Genomic DNA, 16,980 nt, shown 5'->3' with positions numbered 1-16,980 from the left:
TTCCACGACGGGGATTCACTCGCCTCCGAATACCGTCTCGCCACGCGAGCAGGAACTAAGTCGAGCGACCGACTGGGACATCGTATGGGGATTTCGTGGGATGTCGGGCCGGCGGACTCGCGGCTCGTCCGGGGACTCCTCTACCTCGCATACGGCAGTCTCGGCGGCGTTCTGGTGTTCGTGGCCGTGGTCGTGCTGACCGTGTTCGGGCCGGCGCTGGACCGCCCGTTCCGAAACTGGCGGGACGTGCTCCCGGTCGTGGTTGGAGTGCTGTTGCTCGCCATCGTCCGGTACCGCTCGTTCGCGGTGCTCCGGACAGAGGACACCGCGTCCGACGACCTGCTGGCGGCGTTCGCCGAGTACCGACGACCGTCCCTGCTCGTCGTCGTGTCGGTCTGCTGTGGCGCGCTCTTTCTGCTCGCGCTTCGGCTCGGCCACTGGGGTGGACTCGCGTACATTCTGTTCGGGTTCGGCTGTTTCGTGGGTGCCCAGGTGCTGAGCGCCGACGGCGAGATCGACCCGGCGGCCGGGACGCTCACCCTCCGACAGCGGACCGCCGAACTCGATCACGTGACGGGCCTCCGCCGACTGAATCTCGGCCCGTACGCGCTCGTCTGGCTCTCCTATCAGCGCGGTCGGTCGACGAGTACGTCGCCGCGTCTGGTGGCGGTGCCGTCCCCGATCGCCGACCGACTCGACGAGGCAGTCGCGGCCACCGACACGGTGTCACCGGGCGAAGTGGACACGACGACCAGACGCGTCCTGATCGGCGGCGGCCTGTTCTGGTACCTGCTGGCCGGCGGGTTCGTCCTCGCCCTCCGGGCCGAAGGCGGGCAGGCCGCCCGGATCGCGCCGGTCCTGGTGCTGGTCCTGGGCCTGTTCGGGACGATGTTCCTGTGGGCCGCCTACGTCGAGACCGGGTGAGGGCAGGGACAACACCTATTCCGTCTCCGTGCCCATCTCGGGACATGAAACACAAGCGGCTCCGGGAGCCGGCCGAGACGGCCGTCCGGAAGTGCATGCGCCTCCAGTCGACCGAGTCCTGCCTGATCGTCACCGATCACGAGCGCCAGCCCATCGGCGAAGCCCTCTACGAGGTGGCAAACGAGCGCACCGACGACGCGAGTATCGTCCGCTACCCGCCCGGGAACCAGCACGGCGAGGAACCGCCCGCGGCCGTCGCCGCCGCCATGCAGGCCGCCGACGTGGTGCTGGTCCCGACGAAAAAGAGCCTGACCCACACCAAGGCCCGCTCGGACGCCACCGCGGCCGGCGCTCGCGTCGCCACCCTCCCCGGGATCACCGAGGAGGTGTTCGTCACCGGCCTCGACGCCGACTACGCCGACATCAAGCAACACTGCAAGGAGCTGTACGCACAGGTTTCCGGGGCGAAGACCGTCCGCGTCCAGACCAAACGCGGCACCGACATCGTGTTCCGCCCCGGCGACCGGGAGTGGCGACAGGACACCGGCATCGTCCACGACCCCGAGTCGATGTCGAACCTGCCGGCCGGCGAGGTGTTCGTGAGTCCCGAAACCGCGAACGGCACCTTCGTCGTCGACGGGACGATGATGCCCCACGGCCTGCTCGAAGACGGCCACGTCCTCGAATTCGAGGTCGAGGACGGCACCGTCACCGAGGTCTCCGACGACGGTGTGCGCGAGGAACTTGAGGCCGCCGCCGAGGAAGTCGGTCAGGACGCCTACAACCTCGCGGAACTCGGCATCGGCACCAACGTCGGCGTCACCGAGTTGATCGGGTCGGTCCTCCTAGACGAGAAGGCCGCCGGTACCGTCCACATCGCCATCGGCGACGACCACGCTATCGGTGGCGACGTGGAGGCTCCGATCCATCTGGACGGGATCGTCCGGGACCCCAAGGTGTTCGTCGACGGGGACGAGATCGACCTGCCGTCGGGCGTCTGAGGTGCGTCCGGGCTGCCCTCACACTCTGTTGGCCCGTGAACGGCCGGCACACGCCCCGCCGGTCAGCGACCTTTTACGTGCGCGCCGAGTACGAACCGGATATGACTGCGGAAGCCGGCGACAGGGTCGCCATTGCCTGTCCGTCCTGTTCGCCCCAGTTCGAGACGGTCCACGAGGTCCTGACGACCGGGGGCGGCGACGCCACGATACGATGTACCGAGTGTGAACACGTCCACAAGGAGAGTCTACCGGAGGAGAAGACGGCACAGCTCGACGTGGTCATCTCCCAGGACGGGGAGTCGTTCTCGGCACAGATCGAAGCGCCCGCCGACGCCGACCTCGAAGTCGGCGAGGAGTTCGTCGCCGAGACCGACGCCGCGGTGATGACCGTCCGGATCACGAGTCTGGAACTGGACGACGGACGCGTCGAGTCCGCTCCCGTGACCGACGTGGACACCGTCTGGACCCGCGCCGTGGGCAACGTTTCCGTCAACGTGACCAAACACCCCAAGGACGGCCGCCGGGAGGCCACCGAGTCAACCAAGGTGCAGGTGCCCGGCGACCACGACTTCGTCGTCGGCGAGACCGAGGAACTCGGGGACCTCGAATTCACCGTCGAGGGTATCCACGTCCGGGACGACGCCGAGGGCTACGAGTTCGACAAACTCGACTACGAGGGCGACACCGTCGCCGCAAAGGACGTGAAACGGCTGTACGTCCGCGACGAAACGTCGACCGCCTGGTCGGCCTGGTAACATGGACTGGGCGGCCCGACGCGAGGCGATGGTCGACGCGCTCGCCGCCGAGGGTCGCGTCGACGATCCGGCCACGCTCGCCGCCCTCCGTGCCGTCCCGCGCCACGAGTTCGTCCCCGACCGCAAGCGCGATTCGGCCTACGCCGACACACCCCTCCCCATCGGCGACGGGCAGACCATCAGCGCACCCCACATGGTCGCGATCATGACCGACCTGCTGGACCTCGCTCCCGGGACCGACGTGCTGGAGATCGGCACCGGGTGTGGCTACCACGCCGCCGTCACCGCCGAGATCGTCGGTCCCGAGCACGTCTTCTCCGTCGAGTATCACGACTCGCTGGCCCAGCAGGCCCGCGAGCGCCTCGACCGGCTCGGCTACGGCGACGTTTCGATCCGGGCCGGCGACGGGAAGCAGGGCTGGCCCGACCACGCGCCCTACGACCGGGCCTATCTCACCTGTGCCGCGCCCGACTTCCCCGAGGCCGTCGTCGAGGAGGTCCGGGCGGGTGGCGTCCTGCTCGCGCCGCTGGGCACGGCCCGACAGACGCTCGTCCGCGCTCGCAAGCGCGAGGACGGCTCGCTGGACCGCGAGGACCACGGCGGCGTGCGGTTCGTCGAGATGCAGTAGCTGGTTGGTCGGCCCGCTGACGTACCGCCGGACCGACAGGCGGGCCATTCAATAGCCTCCACGCGAACCTTGCGACAATGGATCCCGCGGTACTGCGCGACGACATGGTCGACAGCCTCGAACACGAGAGCAAGGGCTGTGTCCACAGCGACGCCGTCAGCGTCGCCATGCGGGAGGTGCCCCGCCACGAGTTCGTCGCCGACGAACGCGGTGCCTACGCCGACCGACCCTTCGAGCGGTTCGGTACCCGCGTGCTCGCCCCCAGCACCGCCGCCCGCCTGCTGGAAGCACTCGCCCCCGACCCCGACGACTCCGTGCTGGTCGTCGGCGCGGGCGTGGGCTACACGGCCGCCGTGATCGCCGAGATCGTCGGTGATCGGAACGTGCAGGCCATCGACATCACCCGCCGAGTCGTCTACGACGCCCGCGAGAACCTCGCCCGCGCGGGCTACGGTGGCGTCCTCGTGGACTGCCGGGACGGCGCGGACGGCCTCCCCGAGTACGCACCCTACGACCGCATCCTGCTGGAGGCCGCCGCGGTCTCGCCGCCCCGGGCGCTGGTCGACCAGCTGGCCGACGACGGCCGGCTGGTCATGCCGCTGGGGGCCCACGAGCAGAGCCTCGCCGTGGTCGAGGACGGCGAGGTCGCCGAACGGCTCGGCGGGGTCGCGTTCAGTCCGATGCTCGTCGAGGGCGAGCAGGCCGACACACCCGAGCGCAACCGGACGCGCCGTGAAGACCGTGAGTACGAGCGCCGTGATGCCCGCCGTCGCCGCGGCTGGGAGCAGTCCTGGATCGACTGGGACGAGACTGCCGACGCCGGTCGCTCCTACGAGGACTGACCTGCTACCACCAGCAGGTTCGTGTTCTCCCGCTCGTCGGTGTATCCGCCACTGGCGGGCGGTTTCACGTCGAGCGTGATCGTCCCTTCTTCCTGATTCGGGCCGAGACTCGGCGCGAGCTGGAGCGTCGCTTTCCCGTCGGGTCCGGTCTTCGCCGGCTGGATCTTCGAGAGCGTCGCGGTGCCGTCCTTGGCGACGACGGTGGCGTTGGCCACCGGCTCGCCCTTCGGCGTGACGACCGTGACCGTTATCTCGTTGCTTCCCTCGGCCACCACCTCCGGCTGTGGTTTCACGTCGAGTTCGGTGACCCCCAGCGCGGTGAGGCCGCCCAGGGTGTTCATCATGACGCTGAGACTCGCGATCCCAACCACGAGGGCGATGACGAGTCGCACCGGGAGTCCTTCGATGGCTCGTTCGTCGTCGCTGAAACGCTCGAACATGGACCGGGCTGGTCCGGCTCTCGGTCATAAGGGCTCGCACGAAGGTTTATCGGCGAACGGGTGCGGCAGGACGGGACCGAACCGAAAACGCCGAGTAGCCGCCGTGAGTCGCTCCGGACGAATGAGCGACGGGACGGCCGCCGACGGCTCGACACACGCGCTGTCCCGGCTCGAACCCCTCCTCCTGATCGCGGTCGGCGGGTTCGTCGGAGCCGTCCTCCGCCACGCCGTGGCGCTCGCCCTCCCCGCGACGCCGTTGCCGTGGGGGACGCTCGCGGCCAACGTCGTCGGGAGTTTCGCGCTCGGCCTCTTGCTGTACGAGGCCCACCTCGCCGACACGCTGAGCCCCGAGACGCGGCTGGTGCTGGGCACCGGCTTTCTCTCCTCGTTCACGACCTACAGCACGTTCGCGGTCGAGACTGCCGGTCTCGACCCGCAACTGCTGGTCGCGAACGTCGCGGCCAACCACGCACTCGGGTTCGCCGCCGTCCTCGGCGGGCGCGTCGTCGCCCGGGTGATCGCCTGATGGTCAGTCCCACGTTGCTCGTCGGCGCAGGGGGTGTTCTCGGGGCGCTGGCCCGGCACCTGCTGGGCGAGCGCATCGACACCCGGACGGCCGACACGCTCGCGGTGAACGTGCTGGGGAGTTTCGTGCTGGGCCTGCTGGTCGCCGTGCCGGTCGCCGACTCACTGCTCCTGCTGTTCGGGACCGGGTTCTGTGGTGCCTTCACGACCTTCTCGACGTTCGCGTTCGAGACGGTCAGACTGTACGAGACCGGCGAGCGGCGGCGGGCCGTGGCGACGGCGGCGCTGAATCTCGTCGGTGCGCTGGCCGCGGTGGCGCTGGGATCGGTGATCGCCGGCCTTCTCTGAGAGGCCAAAGCTATACCTGCGACCCGTCCCCGGGTGCGAGTATGCGACTCGCCAGTTTCGCGGTCGAGACGCCCGTCGGGCCAGCCCGACGGGTCGGTGTCGAACACGAGGGTGAGCTGCTCGACGTGAACGCCGGCTACGCGTACGTCCTCGCGATGGACGGGGAGGCCGCACCCGTCGACCTCGCCGAGACCATCGCGCCCGCGGACATGATCTCCTTCCTCCAGCGCGGCCAGCGTGCCTTCGACGCCGCCGCGGAAGTGCTGGAGTGGGTCCCCGACGCCGACGCCGAGACGGGGCCCGGCGGCGCGCGCCTCCGGTACGATCCCGCCGAGGTGGACCTGCTGGCCCCGGTTCCGCGACCCAACTCCCTGCGGGACTACATGGCCTTCGAGGAACACGTCGCCAACACGATGGGGGACATTCCCGACGTGTGGTACGACCGGCCCGTCTGTTACAAGGGCAACGCCGATCAGGTCGTCGGCGACGGCGACGTGGTGGAGTGGCCGCCCTACTCGAACCTCTGGGACCTCGAACTGGAGATCGGCGCGGTGATCGGCCAGCGGGGGACCGGCATCGACGCCGACGAGGCCGAGGAGTACATCGCCGGCTACACCCTGTTCAACGACTTCTCGGCCCGCGACGAGCAGGGCGAGGAGATGGACGCCCGGCTGGGCCCCGCCCGCGGGAAGGACTTCGCCAACGCCTTCGGCCCCTACCTGGTGACGCCCGACGAACTGGACCTCCCGAACGCCGACTTTTCGGTCGAGGTCACCGACGCGGACGGCGAGACCGAGACCTGGTCGGAGGGGACCGTCGGCGAGATGGAACACTCCTGGGGGGAAATCGTCGAGCACACCGCCGAGGCCGAGACCCTCTATCCGGGCGACGTGCTGGGCAGTGGCACCGTCGGCACCGGCTGTGGACTCGAACTCGGGAAGTTCCTCGACGACGGCGACACCGTCGCCATCTCCATCGAGGGCCTGGGCACGCTAGAAAACACCGTGGTCGAACCCTGACTGGCCGTCGGCCTCGCGTTTCTCGCCTCGGAATCGCCGGTACTTCTTTTGAACGACACCGTCGATTGTTGCTATGGATCGTCGTGTGTTCCTCCGAACGAGTGTAGCGACGGCCGGTTTGACCGCGTTTGCCGGCTGTTCGGACCTCGGATCGGAGTCGGGACCGCCGGAGACGGACGGGGCGACGGACGCGGGTACCGACGCCCCGACCGAGACGGCGACGCCGGACACAGCAACCGCCGATGCCCGACTCAGAGCCGCGAGTACGGCGCTGTCGGCCAACAACGACCAGTTCTCCCGGTTCGTCGATCGGGTGGAGCGCGACACCGAGGAACCGGCCACGTTCGACCGGACGGCCGTGACGGATCGCCTCGAGGGTGTCCGTTCGGACCTCGACGCGGCCGACGCGAGCGGTGACGAGAGCCAGCGCGAGACAGCGGCGCAGCTCCGGACCCTCGCGGACGTCCAGGCCGACGCCGCCGCTGGCTTCGAAGCGTTCGGGACTGCGTCCGTCAGGTGGAACGAGGATGTCGACATTGCCGTCGAGGCCGAACAGTACAGTCAGGCCGTCAGCGAACTCGACGGTGTCGAATCGGCCCTCTCGGACGCACGCCCCTCCCTGGACGACGCACTGTCGGCGATAGACGGGATCGAGACGGCCGCGCTCGCGGACGTCTCCGTCGCGGTCGCGCCCCTGCGGACGGCAATCGAGGCGATCAGCGATCAGACGAACCTGTTCGGGGACCTCGTCGGTATAATGCGACCCTATTTCGAGGGGACCGTGCTGTTCCTCGACGGGCTGGAATCGTACCAGAACGGACAGTTCGGGACGGCTGCGTCGGTGCTGTCACGTGCGGAAGCGAAGTTCCAGACCGCCTCGTCGCGGGCCGACGCCATCGAGGCCTCGGAACTGGATCTGGACGCGGCGCAGGGGCTCTCGGAGATTCGCTGTCAGGTCGACGCGTTCACCGCCGCGGCCGACTACTTCGAGCGCAGTGCCGACGCCTTCGCAGCCGGAACCGACCAGCGTGGGGAGGACCTGGCCCAGCAGGGGGAGGCGGCGCTGGAACGATGCGAGTCGACCGATTCGGGCGGCTCCGCCATCTGAGGATTCAAACGGCTGGCCGCCGAACGCCCGCCATGGACCCCGAGGACCTGCGCGACGAGATTCCTGCCGTCGACGACACCGTCTACCTGAACACCGGCGCGAGCGGCCCCAGCCCGCGCCCGGTGGTCGAGGCCGCGACCGACTTCCTCGAACGCCACGAGTACGACGCCCACGCCGCCGGCGAACCCTACGGGATGGCCTACGACGAACTCGGGGCCGCCCGCGAGCATATCGCCGAGTTCGTCGGCGCGGACCCCGACAACCTCGCGTTGACCAACAGCACCGCCGACGGACTCTCCCGGATCGCCGCCGCCGTCGACTTCGAAGCCGGCGACACCGTGGCGTACACCGACCTCGAACATCCGGCGGGTATCCTGCCGTGGGAGCGGGCCGCCGACGTGTACGGCCTCGACACCCACGTCCTCGAAACCGAGGCCGGCCGCGTCGAGATGGACGCGGTGAAGGACGCGGTTTCGGAAGCCAGTCTGCTCTGTCTGAGTTCGCTCTCCTGGAACTACGGGACGCGCCTCCCAGTTTCGGAAATCGTCGACGTGGCCCACGACGCCGGGGCGCGGGTGGTCGTCGACGCGGTCCAGTCGCCCGGCCAGCACCCCGTCGACGTGACCGAGTGGGGGGCCGACGCCGTCGCGGGTGCCGGCCACAAGTGGTTGCTCGGACTCTGGGGCGCGGGCTTTCTGCACGTCGATCCCGCGTTCGCCGCGGAACTGGAGCCTCGGCGGGCCAGTTACCGGAGCGTCGACGACCCGAGCGCACCGGGCTGTGACCTGTCGGCCGGTGCCCAGAAACTGGAGATCGGCACCGTCTCGCCCGCGCCCCACGTCGCGCTCGGGACGGCCATCGACCGAATTCGGGCCGTGGGGCTGGACACCGTCCAGGCACGGATCGAGCGGCTCACCGACCGGCTCAAGGCGGGGCTGGGCGACCGCTGCCTCTCACCCCGCGAGTACGAGTCGGGGCTCGTCACGTTCCGCGCCGACGACCCCGAAGCGCTGGTCGAGTGCCTCGGCGAGGACGGCGTCGTCATCCGGTCGCTACCCGACGGGACCGTCCGGGCGTCGATCCACGTGTTCAACACGGCGGCCGACGTGGACCGGCTTCTCGGGGCGCTCTGACTGGGTGATCGGAACTGATAATTCGTACCGAATGTTTAATTCCCTCCTGACGCTGAATCAGGTAGAGCGTACCGGCGGGCGGCTCGCGGGGCACGCGGGGGTGGCCCGCCGGCGACGATATTCACTATGGCATCCGACGCGGAGACGGCTTCACGCGAGCGGGCACGCACGGCGGTCGCCCTCTTGGCCATCGCCGGGTTCGTTCTGGTCGCCCTCGTCTTGCCGGCGGTGGGGGCCGACGCGCCCGGGCGGTCGTTGCTGCCAGGCAACGCGTCCGGCGAGGCGGAACCGGCCGACGGGAGCGGCGCACTCGGCGAAGTTCTCGCCGGTCGGGCCGGCGGGTCCGCGGGCGGTGGCGCCGGCGGGCAGGCCTCGCTGGTCGACGGCCTGATGGGCTCGCTCTCGGGGGCCGGCGCGTCGCAAGGGGCGGGGACCGGCAGACGGAGCCCCGGAACGAGCGGCGGGAGCGGCTTCGGCGCGCTCGACCCCGGCCAGCGGACCGGCGTCGGCTCGCAGGGGTCACCGCTGTCGGACAGCCTCCGGAGCCAGTCCTCCGAACCGCACTTTCTCGTGCGGAGTTCCGCCGCGACCTACTGGCGGACCGGGGCCTACGCACGGTACACTGGAACCGGCTGGACTGACCAGGGACGGGCGACTCGCGCCTACTGGCCGCGTAGCCCGGGGGTCGCCGCGGACGACCGTCGCACGATCACCCAGGAGTACCGCCTCCTCCAGTCGGCCTCGGCGCTCCCGGCGGCCTGGGAACCGGTCGACGTGGACGGCCCACGCACCGAGAACGTCCGGCTGACCGGCCAGGGCGGCCTGCAGTACAGGGGCGACCGACTCCCGGCGAACTCGACCTACACGGTGACCAGCGCGGCACCGCCCCGGGACCCCGCCCGACTCCGGGCCGCCGGGACCGACTACCCCGACGGCATCGCAGAGCGGTACACTGCCCTCCCCGACTCGACGCCCGACCGCCTCCGGTCGTTCACCGACGACCTGACGGCCGACGCCGAGTCGCCCTACGGCGCGGCCGTCGCCATCGAGCGCTGGCTCGAGGCCAACAAGGAGTACTCGTTGAACGCCAGCCACGAGGGCGGGAACGTGGCCGACCAGTTCGTCTTCGAGATGGACCGGGGCTACTGCGAGTACTTCGCCAGCACGATGGCGGTCATGCTCCGGACCCAGGACATCCCGGCGCGCTACGTCGTGGGCTACTCGACGGGCGAACCGCGCGCCAACGGGACGTACCTCGTGCGCGCGATGAACGCCCACGCCTGGGTCGAGGTGTACGTCCCCGACACTGGCTGGGTACGGTTCGACCCCACGCCCGGCCGGAGCCGACTGGCCAGCGAGTTCCGCGCCTACCAGCGCGCCGCCGAGAACGGGAACGCCGAGGCCGCCGCCCGCCGCTTCCTCGAATCCGCCAGCCGCGAGGACGGTGGCAACCCCTTCCGCCCGAACGAGGGCGGGGGATCACCCGGCGGCCGGTCGCCCTCGGACGGTCAGTCCGGGACCGGCGACGGTGGCAACGGGACCGACGCGAACGCCACGGAACTGGCCGAGACCTACAACCACACCGAGTCGGGCAGTCCGGGCGAGACCTTCGACGTGGACGGCGCGTCGAGCGTGCAGGTGTCGCTGGTGTCCGATCCCGTCCCCGGGCAGCCCGTCGCCGTCCGCGTCGAGCGTGACGGTGAACCGCTGGCCGACGTGGCAGTCGCGTTCGACGGCCGGCGGATCGGCACGACCAACGCGTCGGGGCTGGTCACGGGGACGGTGCCCTTCTCGGCGACACTGGACGTGACGGTCACGGTGCCCAACGAGACGGCCGCGCCCGCCGGGAGCGCCGCGCTCGCCCTCGCGGACCCGACGGGAACGCCCCGCCAGCGCGCCGTGGAAAACGAGACCAACACGACCCGTTCGTTCGACGTGCCCACGGACATCCGCGTGGGGATCGACGGCGAGTCCGGGCCGGGCGAGACGGTGACGGTCAACGCCACCATCGCCGGCCGCCCGGTCGCCGGGGCCGACGTGTCCGTCAACGGGAGCGCGGCGGGAACCACCGACGCCGACGGCCGCCTCGACGTGTCGCTCCCGGTGAGCGAACACGCGTCGGTTCGGGTCGAACGCGGCGAGGCCGCGGGCAACCGGACGCTCGAACTCGCCAACCTCAGCGTCGCCGTGTCGGGCTTTGCCCTCCCCGGACTCGCGGTCACCGTCTCGGTCACCGACGGCGGTGAGCCGGTTTCGGGCGCGACGGTCGGCGTCGGTGGCTCGTCCGTCGAAACAGGTGAAGACGGCACAGCGACGGTCTCGCTCCCCCTCGCGACCGGGGCCACGGTGACCGTCGAGACGCCCGCCGGTCTCACCGAGACCCGGCCCGTGCGAATGCAGTTCCTGACGGCCGCGCTCGTCTCCCTCCTCGCGCTCGCGGTCCTCGTCGGAGCCTACCTGCTCCGCCGACGCGCGGTCGCGGCCGGGCGGTCCCTGCGTGAACAGGTCCGGGTCGCCCTCTACTGGCTCTCGGGTGCGTTCGTCTCGGCGCTGGTCGCGCTCGCCGTCCGCGGCGAGGCGCTCCTGGCCGCACTGCCCGCCGTCCTGCGCCGTGTCCGCGACGCGCTCGCGACGCTGGCGCACGAACTCGCGGCCGCCGTCCGTGCCCGTCGGTTCGACCTCGCTCGTCTCCCCGGACCGCAGACCCTCCTCGCCCGACTGCTGGCCGCGCTCCGGGGGCTGCTCGCCGGGGTTCGTGACTCACTGCCCGGCGGTGACGGGGCGACCGAGCCCGGCGGGGCGACGGCGACGACGGCCGACACGACGCCGGACGAACCGGCGGCCCGCGAACGGGTCCGGCGCGCCTGGCGGGAGTTCCGCGCGCAGGTGCCCGTCGCCGATCACCGGACGAAGACGCCCGGCGAACTCGCCCGGGCGGGCGTCGACGCCGGCTTCCCCCGAACCGCCGTCCGGACGCTTCGGGACGCGATCCGGGACGTTGAGTACGGCCGGCGCGACCCAGCCGAGTACGTCGACGACGTGGACGACGCCCGGCGGGAACTGCCGCCCGCGTCCGACGACGACCCCGAGAGTGCGACGGCGACCGACGGTGGAGCGCCGGGGGAGGCGAGTGACGCGAGCGAACCCGACGGAGGTGAGCGGTCGTGATTTCCCGGACGCGCCTGCTGGTCGGAGCGGCGGGGGTCGTGTTGCTCACTGCGGCCGTCCTCGTCCTCGCGCCCGGCCTCCTGCCGATCCCGCGTTCGCAGTTGACGGCCGCGATGGACGCGCTGACCGGGGCGGTCGGGCTGGCCGGCCTCGCGGTCGTCGCCGGGCTGATCGCCGTCGTCCAGGGGCTGTGGTCCTCGACGACGGCTTCTCGCCCGCCGCCACTCCCCGTGGACGGTGACCCCACGGCGCGAGACGTGCCGGGGCCGGTCGTCGGCGAGACCTTCGACGGGCGACTCGCGGCGGTCCAGCAGGTCGACGGTCGCTCGGCCGACAGCGAGGCGGTCGTCCGCGAGGACCTCCGCCGGCTGGCGACAGACACGTACCAGCGCACCCACCGGTGTGACTGGGAGACGGCCGCCCGCGCCGTGGAGACGGGGGCCTGGACCGACGACCCCGCCGCCGCGGCATTCGTCGGTGGTGCCGACGCGCCCGACGTGCCGCTCCGGCTCTGGTTCAACGACATGCTCAGCGAACACGGTGCCTTCCACCGCCAGACGATCCGGACGCTCCGGGCGATCTACGCGCTCGAAGCCGCGACCGAGGGCGATGTCGAACCGGCGACCGAGCGGACCTGGACGGCCGACGAGACGACCCCCGACGCGGCCGCCGAGCGGGCCGGCGCGGGTCATGACGAGGTGACCGACGCGTGATGCGCGTCGCCCGCTGGCACGGCGCGCTGGTCGGCGCGCTCTTTGCCAGTGCCCTCGGCCTCTACGTCGGCGACCACGTCTTCTTCCTGGTCGCCACCATCCCGCTCGCGTACGTCGTCTACGGCCACGTCACCGGTCTCGGGCCGCCCTCGCTGGCCATCGAGCGGACGTTCGACGCCGAGCAGGTCGACCCCGGCGACACCGTGACCGTCGAACTCACGGTCGAGAACACCGGCGACCGTCCGATTCCCGACCTCCGGTTGGTCGACGGCGTCCCCGAAGACGTGGCGGTCGCCGACGGGTCGCCGGCCGGGGCCGTCGCGCTCCGCCCCGACGAGTCGGCCACCGTCTCCTACGCGGTCCGACCACCGCGGGGGGCCCACGAGTTCGGGACCGTCGCGGTCCGGGGGCGCAGTCTCGCCGGCACCGTCACGGGGACGACGACGCTCGCGCCCGACGGCGACGAGACCCTGCGGTGTACGACGCTCCTCGACGAGTTCCCGTTGCAGGACCTGACGACCCCCTTCGCGGGCCAGGCCCCGACCGACACCGGCGGCGACGGCATCGAGTTCCACGCCATCCGGGAGTACCGGCGGGGCGACCCTCTCTCACACGTCGACTGGCGACGCCTGGCTCGCACGGGCGAACTCGCGACCGTGACCTACCGACAGGAGCGGGCCGCCGCCGTCGTATTCGTCGTCGACGACCGGCCGGCCGCGCGGTGTCAGCCGCCCCAGGGCGGTCCGTCGGCGCTCGATTACGTCCTCTACGCCGCCTCCCAGGGCCTGGTGACGCTCACGGCCGAGGGCCACCGAGTCGGCGTCACGACGCTCTCGCCCGGCAACGACCGCGACTGGGTCTCGCCGGGCCGGGGGGCCGCCACGGAGTCGGCGGCGGACGACCTCTTCGACCGGGTGCAGGGCGACGGCACCGAGGCGGCCGCGACCGACGCCGCGCGGACGCCCGTGGCCACCGACGGTGCCGGCGCGGAGACCACTCGGGAGGGGCCCGAGGACGCCGCCGACGAGGCCGGCGCGACCGGCGACCCCGAGGCCACGGCGCTGGGGCTTCGACTCGCGGAGTGGTTGCCCGCGCACGCGCAGGTCGTCCTCTGCACGCCGCTGGTCGACGACGTACCGGTCGACGTGGTCGAAACGCTGCTGTCGAACCGTCACGCCGTGACCGTCCTCAGCCCGAACGTCACCGGGGCCGGCGACGGCCACCATCCCACGCCGGGGCAGGCGGTGGTCGACGTACAGCGCCGGCTTCGGCTGACCGACCTCGAACGGCTGGGCGTCTCGGCCGCCGACTGGCAACCAGGCACGCCGCTCCAGGTGGCACTCGCGGACGTGCTGACGACCACGCGCGGGTGGGACCGATGAGCGACGAGCGAGCCACCGACGGCGGCTCTCGCGCCCGCGACGAGGCGGTGTTGCCGCGCCTCGGCACCGGCGACGGGGTGGTCGCGACGCTCGCCGAGACCGCCGCGGGAATACAGCTCTCGGCGCTTGCCGGTGGCGTCGTCGCCGTCCTCGCCGCGCTGGTCGTCGGCTGGCAGTTGCTCGGCGTTCGGCTCACGGTAGTCTCGTCCGTGTCGGGCGTCCTGCTGGCGGCCGGGCTGTACGCGCTCCGGAGCGAGCGCGTCTCGGTCCTGTTCGCCGCCGGCGCGCTCCTGACCCCCGCGTCGATGGGGCTGGCCATCGCGCTCGGCGTCGGCGTCGCGTTCGGACTCGACGTGGGCCAACCCGCGGGTCACCTCGCGAGCGTGACCGTCCTCCTGCTCGTGGGAAGCGGGTTCGGTGCGGTGCTGACCGCCGTCCCCCTCGACGAGGGGGAGGTTCTGGCGGGGTCGTTCATGCGGTTCGTCGGCATGCTCGTCCCGCTGACCGTCGCGCAGGTCGTCGTCGTCGCCATCGCCGCCTGGGAGTCCGTGGTCCGCTCGCTGGCCCGACTGGTCGTCGACAGCCCCGAGCCACTGCTCGCGCTCGGGCGCTCGCTGCTGGCCCCGACCGGCAGCGCGGCCCTGCTGACCCTCCTGCTGTACGGCCTCTTGCTGCTCTTTCTGTTCCGGCTGGTCCTGCGGTCGATCCCCATCGTGAAACTGTTCCCGCCGCGCCAGCGGCCGATGGCGACGGCCAGACTCGACCGACTCGTGGGTCGGCTCGGGTGGGCCCTGCTGGCGGCAACCGCCGGTGCGATCGTCCTGTTCGCCGTCGCGGTCGTCGCCGGCGTGGCCACGCCCGCGGCGCTGGCCGACCGGTTCGGAGCGGTCGCGACCCCCGTCGTCTGGCTGTTGACGACCGTCTGGGTCCGCGCCCTGCTCGTCCTCGCCATCGGGGCGATGGCGGCAATCCTCGTCAGCGAGCGCCTCCGGCGGCGCGTCCGCCGGCTCTCCGAAGCAGACCTGCTCCGGCAGGGGACGCCGCCGCTGGGCGCGTTCGTGACCGCGCTCCTGTTCGGTGTGGTCGCCGACCTGCTGCTCAGCAGCGACGAACTGCTCGCGCGTGCCCCCGCGACCCTCCGCCCGACCGTCGAGTCACTGCTGGGCGGGGGCGTCGTCACGGCCGTGCTGGTGGTCGCGTTCGGCGCGCTCATCCTCGCCGGAATCGCCTTCGTCTCCCTGTCCGTGCTGGTGAGTTCGCCGATCCTCCCCGAGCGGGCGCTCGGTCCCACCGTCGCGAGTGCCGCCGTGTTCGCGCTGGCCCTGTTGCTCGTCCTCTTTGGCGGCTCGTCGCTGGTCGCCTTCCTCGCGGTCGCGGCCGCACTGATCGTCTGGGACACCGGCGAGTTCGCGACCAGTCTCCGCGAAGAATTACCGAGCGGTGCGGCGACGACGCGGGGCGAACTCGTCCACGTCGGCGCGAGTCTGGTCGTCGGCCTGCTGGCGGTCGTCGGTGCCCTCCTGCTCGCACTGCTGGTCGCCAGCGACCTGCTCGTGCCGTCGGTCCCGGACACCACGCTCGCGGCCGGCGCGGTGATCCTCGCCTTCGGCACGACCATCGTCCTGCTGTCGTCGCTCCGGGAGTAATCAGTCCTCGACGGTCGGCACCGGCACCCGGTCGAGCACGTCCTGCAACACCGCGCGCTTCGAGACCGACCGGACGCTCGATTCGGCGGTCAACACGAGCCGGTGGGCGAACACCGCGTCGGCCACCTGCTTCACGTCGTCGGGCACCACGTAGTCCCGGCCGGCGATGGTCGCGTACGCGCGGACGGCCTCGAACAACCGCTGGATGCCCCGCGGCGAGACGCCCACCTCCACGCGCTCGTCCGTCCGCGTCGCCCGACCGAGATCGACCACGTACTCCCTGACCTTTTGCTCGACGGTCACCGACTCGGGGACCTCCTGTAGCTCCCGCACCGTCGCCGGATCGACCACCGGCCCGACGCTCGGTGCCTGCGCGGTGCGACTCGCCCGCCGATCCAACAGTTCGAGTTCGCCGTCCCGCTCGGGGTAGCCCATCGAACTCTTGATCATGAAGCGGTCGCGCTGGGCCTCCGGCAGGGCGAACGTCCCCTCCTGTTCGACGGGGTTCTGCGTCGCCATCACGAAGAACGGCTCCGGGAGCTGGTAGGTCTCGCCGTCGACGGTAACCTGCCGTTCCTCCATCGCCTCCAGCAGGGCGGCCTGAGTCTTGGGCGGCGCGCGGTTGATCTCGTCCGCGAGGACGACGTTGGCGAAGATCGGCCCCTCGGCGAACTCGAAGCTCCCGTCGCCCTCGTTGTAGACGTTCGTCCCGGTCACGTCCGAAGGGAGGAGGTCGGGCGTGAACTGCACGCGCGAGAACTCCAGGCCCAGCGCCGTCGCGAGACTGCGCGCCGTGAGCGTCTTCCCCACGCCCGGCACGTCCTCGAACAGCACGTGTCCCCGTGCCAGAATCCCCGTCAACACCCGCTCCAGAAAGGTTCGGTCCGTGATGACCGCCGACTGTACCTCGTCGAGTACCGCCGTACACTCCCCGGCGGCGTCTGTCACGTCCATGCTATCAAGTGTAAACTCGTCACCATGAATGTTCGTGCTGTGTCCGAACGACGGCCGCCCCGACCCCGATCACGATTCGCCGACGACGACCTCGTCGTCACGGACGCGCTCCAGCCGACCGACCAACTCGTCGATACCCTCGTTGACGCGTTCGAGTCGCTCACCGATGTCCTCGGCCGGCACCGCGCCCTCCGGCGTCGGCTCGATGAACCCGTCGTTTTCCAGCATCCGCAACGAGTACCGCACCTTGTGCTCGGGGACATCCGTCCGATCCGATAGCTTGACGATCCCGATCGGTCCGTCCGCGATGACCGCCTGCAGGATCGTCAGATCTCGGCGCTCCTTCTCCACTTGGTTCCTGAGTCGCTCGTCCATACTGGGGTGTCTTCACAGG

The 16,980-nt window shown here is 71.0% G+C and carries 17 protein-coding genes; 14 read left to right on the top strand and 3 right to left on the bottom strand.

Annotation, left to right across the window (positions count from 1 at the left end):
• The first annotated feature begins 84 nt into the window (after nucleotides 1-84).
• The 5 genes from ACOZ4N_RS12260 (at nucleotide 85) to ACOZ4N_RS12240 (ending at nucleotide 4,150) form a co-directional block, all read left to right on the top strand.
• Nucleotides 85-924, top strand: coding sequence for a hypothetical protein (locus tag ACOZ4N_RS12260; protein WP_424016662.1), 840 nt, complete (start codon nucleotides 85-87; stop codon nucleotides 922-924).
• A 44-nt stretch (nucleotides 925-968) separates the two neighbouring features.
• Nucleotides 969-1,925 carry an aminopeptidase gene (locus ACOZ4N_RS12255; protein ID WP_424016661.1) on the top strand — a complete coding sequence of 319 codons (957 nt, stop codon included), beginning with the start codon at nucleotides 969-971 and terminating at the stop codon, nucleotides 1,923-1,925.
• Between the two features lie 101 nt (nucleotides 1,926-2,026).
• A complete protein-coding gene (locus ACOZ4N_RS12250; RefSeq protein WP_424016660.1) occupies nucleotides 2,027-2,680 on the top strand; it encodes an HVO_0476 family zinc finger protein in 654 nt (217 codons plus the stop codon).
• Nucleotide 2,681: 1 nt separating this feature from the next.
• A complete protein-coding gene (locus tag ACOZ4N_RS12245) occupies nucleotides 2,682-3,308 on the top strand; it encodes a protein-L-isoaspartate(D-aspartate) O-methyltransferase (protein WP_424016659.1) in 627 nt (208 codons plus the stop codon).
• 77 nt (nucleotides 3,309-3,385) lie between these two features.
• On the top strand, nucleotides 3,386-4,150 hold the full coding sequence (locus tag ACOZ4N_RS12240; protein ID WP_424016658.1) for a protein-L-isoaspartate O-methyltransferase family protein: 765 nt from the start codon (nucleotides 3,386-3,388) through the stop codon (nucleotides 4,148-4,150).
• On the opposite strand, the gene ACOZ4N_RS12235 is transcribed toward ACOZ4N_RS12240, so the two are convergent.
• The gene (locus ACOZ4N_RS12235) at nucleotides 4,138-4,590 is read right to left on the bottom strand and encodes a DUF7382 domain-containing protein (protein WP_424016657.1); all 453 of its coding nucleotides are present in this window, start codon (nucleotides 4,588-4,590) and stop codon (nucleotides 4,138-4,140) included. The two genes, ACOZ4N_RS12240 and ACOZ4N_RS12235, sit on opposite strands and share 13 nt — an antisense overlap.
• Nucleotides 4,591-4,711: 121 nt before the next feature.
• Here ACOZ4N_RS12235 and ACOZ4N_RS12230 point away from each other — a divergent pair, with 121 nt between their 5' ends.
• The 9 genes from ACOZ4N_RS12230 to ACOZ4N_RS12190 all read left to right on the top strand — a co-directional run bounded on the left by ACOZ4N_RS12230 (nucleotide 4,712) and on the right by ACOZ4N_RS12190 (nucleotide 15,632).
• Entirely contained in the window at nucleotides 4,712-5,116 is a 405-nt protein-coding gene (locus tag ACOZ4N_RS12230) for a fluoride efflux transporter FluC (RefSeq protein WP_424016656.1), read from the top strand.
• Nucleotides 5,116-5,463, top strand: coding sequence for a fluoride efflux transporter CrcB (gene crcB, locus ACOZ4N_RS12225; protein ID WP_424016655.1), 348 nt, complete (start codon nucleotides 5,116-5,118; stop codon nucleotides 5,461-5,463). The genes ACOZ4N_RS12230 and crcB overlap by 1 nt, the downstream gene beginning before the upstream one ends.
• 41 nt (nucleotides 5,464-5,504) lie before the next feature.
• Nucleotides 5,505-6,482 (top strand): fumarylacetoacetate hydrolase family protein, encoded by a 978-nt coding sequence (locus tag ACOZ4N_RS12220; protein ID WP_424016654.1) that lies wholly within the window; start codon nucleotides 5,505-5,507, stop codon nucleotides 6,480-6,482.
• Between the two features lie 118 nt (nucleotides 6,483-6,600).
• Nucleotides 6,601-7,590 (top strand): hypothetical protein, encoded by a 990-nt coding sequence (locus ACOZ4N_RS12215; RefSeq protein WP_424016653.1) that lies wholly within the window; start codon nucleotides 6,601-6,603, stop codon nucleotides 7,588-7,590.
• Nucleotides 7,591-7,622: 32 nt separating this feature from the next.
• Entirely contained in the window at nucleotides 7,623-8,723 is a 1,101-nt protein-coding gene (locus ACOZ4N_RS12210) for an aminotransferase class V-fold PLP-dependent enzyme (RefSeq protein ID WP_424016652.1), read from the top strand.
• Nucleotides 8,724-8,849: 126 nt separating this feature from the next.
• The gene (locus ACOZ4N_RS12205; RefSeq protein WP_424016651.1) at nucleotides 8,850-11,891 is read left to right on the top strand and encodes a transglutaminase domain-containing protein; all 3,042 of its coding nucleotides are present in this window, start codon (nucleotides 8,850-8,852) and stop codon (nucleotides 11,889-11,891) included.
• Nucleotides 11,888-12,604 carry a DUF7269 family protein gene (locus ACOZ4N_RS12200; RefSeq protein WP_424016650.1) on the top strand — a complete coding sequence of 239 codons (717 nt, stop codon included), beginning with the start codon at nucleotides 11,888-11,890 and terminating at the stop codon, nucleotides 12,602-12,604. Before ACOZ4N_RS12205 ends, ACOZ4N_RS12200 begins: the two co-directional genes overlap by 4 nt.
• Complete coding sequence (locus tag ACOZ4N_RS12195; protein WP_424016649.1) at nucleotides 12,604-13,986, top strand: DUF58 domain-containing protein; 1,383 nt, start codon at nucleotides 12,604-12,606, stop codon at nucleotides 13,984-13,986. Before ACOZ4N_RS12200 ends, ACOZ4N_RS12195 begins: the two co-directional genes overlap by 1 nt.
• On the top strand, nucleotides 13,983-15,632 hold the full coding sequence (locus ACOZ4N_RS12190; RefSeq protein ID WP_424016648.1) for a DUF7519 family protein: 1,650 nt from the start codon (nucleotides 13,983-13,985) through the stop codon (nucleotides 15,630-15,632). Before ACOZ4N_RS12195 ends, ACOZ4N_RS12190 begins: the two co-directional genes overlap by 4 nt.
• Here the strand turns inward: ACOZ4N_RS12190 and ACOZ4N_RS12185 are convergent, their stop codons facing one another.
• Nucleotides 15,633-16,586 (bottom strand): AAA family ATPase, encoded by a 954-nt coding sequence (locus tag ACOZ4N_RS12185; protein ID WP_424016647.1) that lies wholly within the window; start codon nucleotides 16,584-16,586, stop codon nucleotides 15,633-15,635. It lies immediately after the preceding gene.
• A gap of 69 nt (nucleotides 16,587-16,655) precedes the next feature.
• Nucleotides 16,656-16,961 carry a winged helix-turn-helix transcriptional regulator gene (locus ACOZ4N_RS12180; RefSeq protein WP_424016646.1) on the bottom strand — a complete coding sequence of 102 codons (306 nt, stop codon included), beginning with the start codon at nucleotides 16,959-16,961 and terminating at the stop codon, nucleotides 16,656-16,658.
• Nucleotides 16,962-16,980 lie beyond the last annotated feature (19 nt).

It is taken from the genome of Halorientalis pallida (genome assembly GCF_049605515.1).
Taxonomy (GTDB): domain Archaea; phylum Halobacteriota; class Halobacteria; order Halobacteriales; family Haloarculaceae; genus Halorientalis; species Halorientalis pallida_A.
The sequence above is the reverse complement of the archived record's forward strand: the minus strand, read 5'-3'. Positions and strand labels throughout refer to the sequence as shown.

Coding starts and splice junctions, on each gene's coding strand:
- ACOZ4N_RS12260 (WP_424016662.1), top strand. CDS start 85: ATGGGGATTTCGTGGGATGTCGGGCCGGCGGACTCGCGGCTCGTCCGG.
- ACOZ4N_RS12255 (WP_424016661.1), top strand. CDS start 969: ATGAAACACAAGCGGCTCCGGGAGCCGGCCGAGACGGCCGTCCGGAAG.
- ACOZ4N_RS12250 (WP_424016660.1), top strand. CDS start 2,027: ATGACTGCGGAAGCCGGCGACAGGGTCGCCATTGCCTGTCCGTCCTGT.
- ACOZ4N_RS12245 (WP_424016659.1), top strand. CDS start 2,682: ATGGACTGGGCGGCCCGACGCGAGGCGATGGTCGACGCGCTCGCCGCC.
- ACOZ4N_RS12240 (WP_424016658.1), top strand. CDS start 3,386: ATGGATCCCGCGGTACTGCGCGACGACATGGTCGACAGCCTCGAACAC.
- ACOZ4N_RS12235 (WP_424016657.1), bottom strand. CDS start 4,590: ATGTTCGAGCGTTTCAGCGACGACGAACGAGCCATCGAAGGACTCCCG.
- ACOZ4N_RS12230 (WP_424016656.1), top strand. CDS start 4,712: ATGAGCGACGGGACGGCCGCCGACGGCTCGACACACGCGCTGTCCCGG.
- crcB (WP_424016655.1), top strand. CDS start 5,116: ATGGTCAGTCCCACGTTGCTCGTCGGCGCAGGGGGTGTTCTCGGGGCG.
- ACOZ4N_RS12220 (WP_424016654.1), top strand. CDS start 5,505: ATGCGACTCGCCAGTTTCGCGGTCGAGACGCCCGTCGGGCCAGCCCGA.
- ACOZ4N_RS12210 (WP_424016652.1), top strand. CDS start 7,623: ATGGACCCCGAGGACCTGCGCGACGAGATTCCTGCCGTCGACGACACC.
- ACOZ4N_RS12205 (WP_424016651.1), top strand. CDS start 8,850: ATGGCATCCGACGCGGAGACGGCTTCACGCGAGCGGGCACGCACGGCG.
- ACOZ4N_RS12195 (WP_424016649.1), top strand. CDS start 12,604: ATGCGCGTCGCCCGCTGGCACGGCGCGCTGGTCGGCGCGCTCTTTGCC.
- ACOZ4N_RS12190 (WP_424016648.1), top strand. CDS start 13,983: ATGAGCGACGAGCGAGCCACCGACGGCGGCTCTCGCGCCCGCGACGAG.
- ACOZ4N_RS12185 (WP_424016647.1), bottom strand. CDS start 16,586: ATGGACGTGACAGACGCCGCCGGGGAGTGTACGGCGGTACTCGACGAG.
- ACOZ4N_RS12180 (WP_424016646.1), bottom strand. CDS start 16,961: ATGGACGAGCGACTCAGGAACCAAGTGGAGAAGGAGCGCCGAGATCTG.